Here is a 630-nt window from a genome sequence, read left to right on the forward strand (position 1 = left end):
GGCGAATACATGGAAGCATGTTGCGGTAACTTTATCAGGAAGTACCGGTATTCTCTATATCGACGGAGTTCAGGCAGCAACAAATACGGGTATGACGTTTAAGCCTTCCGATCTGGCACCGACGACCAGTGGAAACTTTATTGGAAAATCGGAATGGGCAGGTGATAAATATTTGAAGGGGCAGATTGATGATTTCCGAATCTATAACCGTGTTTTAAGCTCGTCTGAAATTGCTGGCGTAATGAATGGGCAAACATTGGCAACCGTGCCTGCAACGCCAACAGGGGTAACGGCGATAACAGCGGATTACAGTTCAATCAACTTAAGCTGGTCAGCCGTATCAGGTGTAACTGGTTATCATGTCTACATGTCTACTTCTTCAGCAGTGAATGCGATATATACAAACTTAAATTCGGATGCGATTAGCGGAACAACATTTGCCGTCCGTGGATTACAGGCGAATACAACCTACTATTTTAAAGTCAAGGCAGTCAATGCGGTAGGAGATTCAGGTAATTCATCTATTGCTTCAGCAGCAACCCTAAATAATATGCCGGATTCCAGTCTGCTCACTTGGTATAAATTTGACGAAACGAGCGGTACTACGGCTGTGGACTCGTCCGGCTACGG

The 630-nt window shown here is 45.1% G+C and carries 1 protein-coding gene; it reads left to right on the top strand.

Annotated features, from left to right (window positions below; translation table 11 throughout):
* Nucleotides 1-630 (top strand): LamG-like jellyroll fold domain-containing protein (locus tag ABEW34_RS31795; protein ID WP_430165853.1); only part of this gene is annotated, 630 nt, incomplete at both ends.

Source organism: Paenibacillus algorifonticola (assembly GCF_050481745.1).
In the GTDB taxonomy this organism is placed as follows: domain Bacteria; phylum Bacillota; class Bacilli; order Paenibacillales; family Paenibacillaceae; genus Pristimantibacillus; species Pristimantibacillus algorifonticola_A.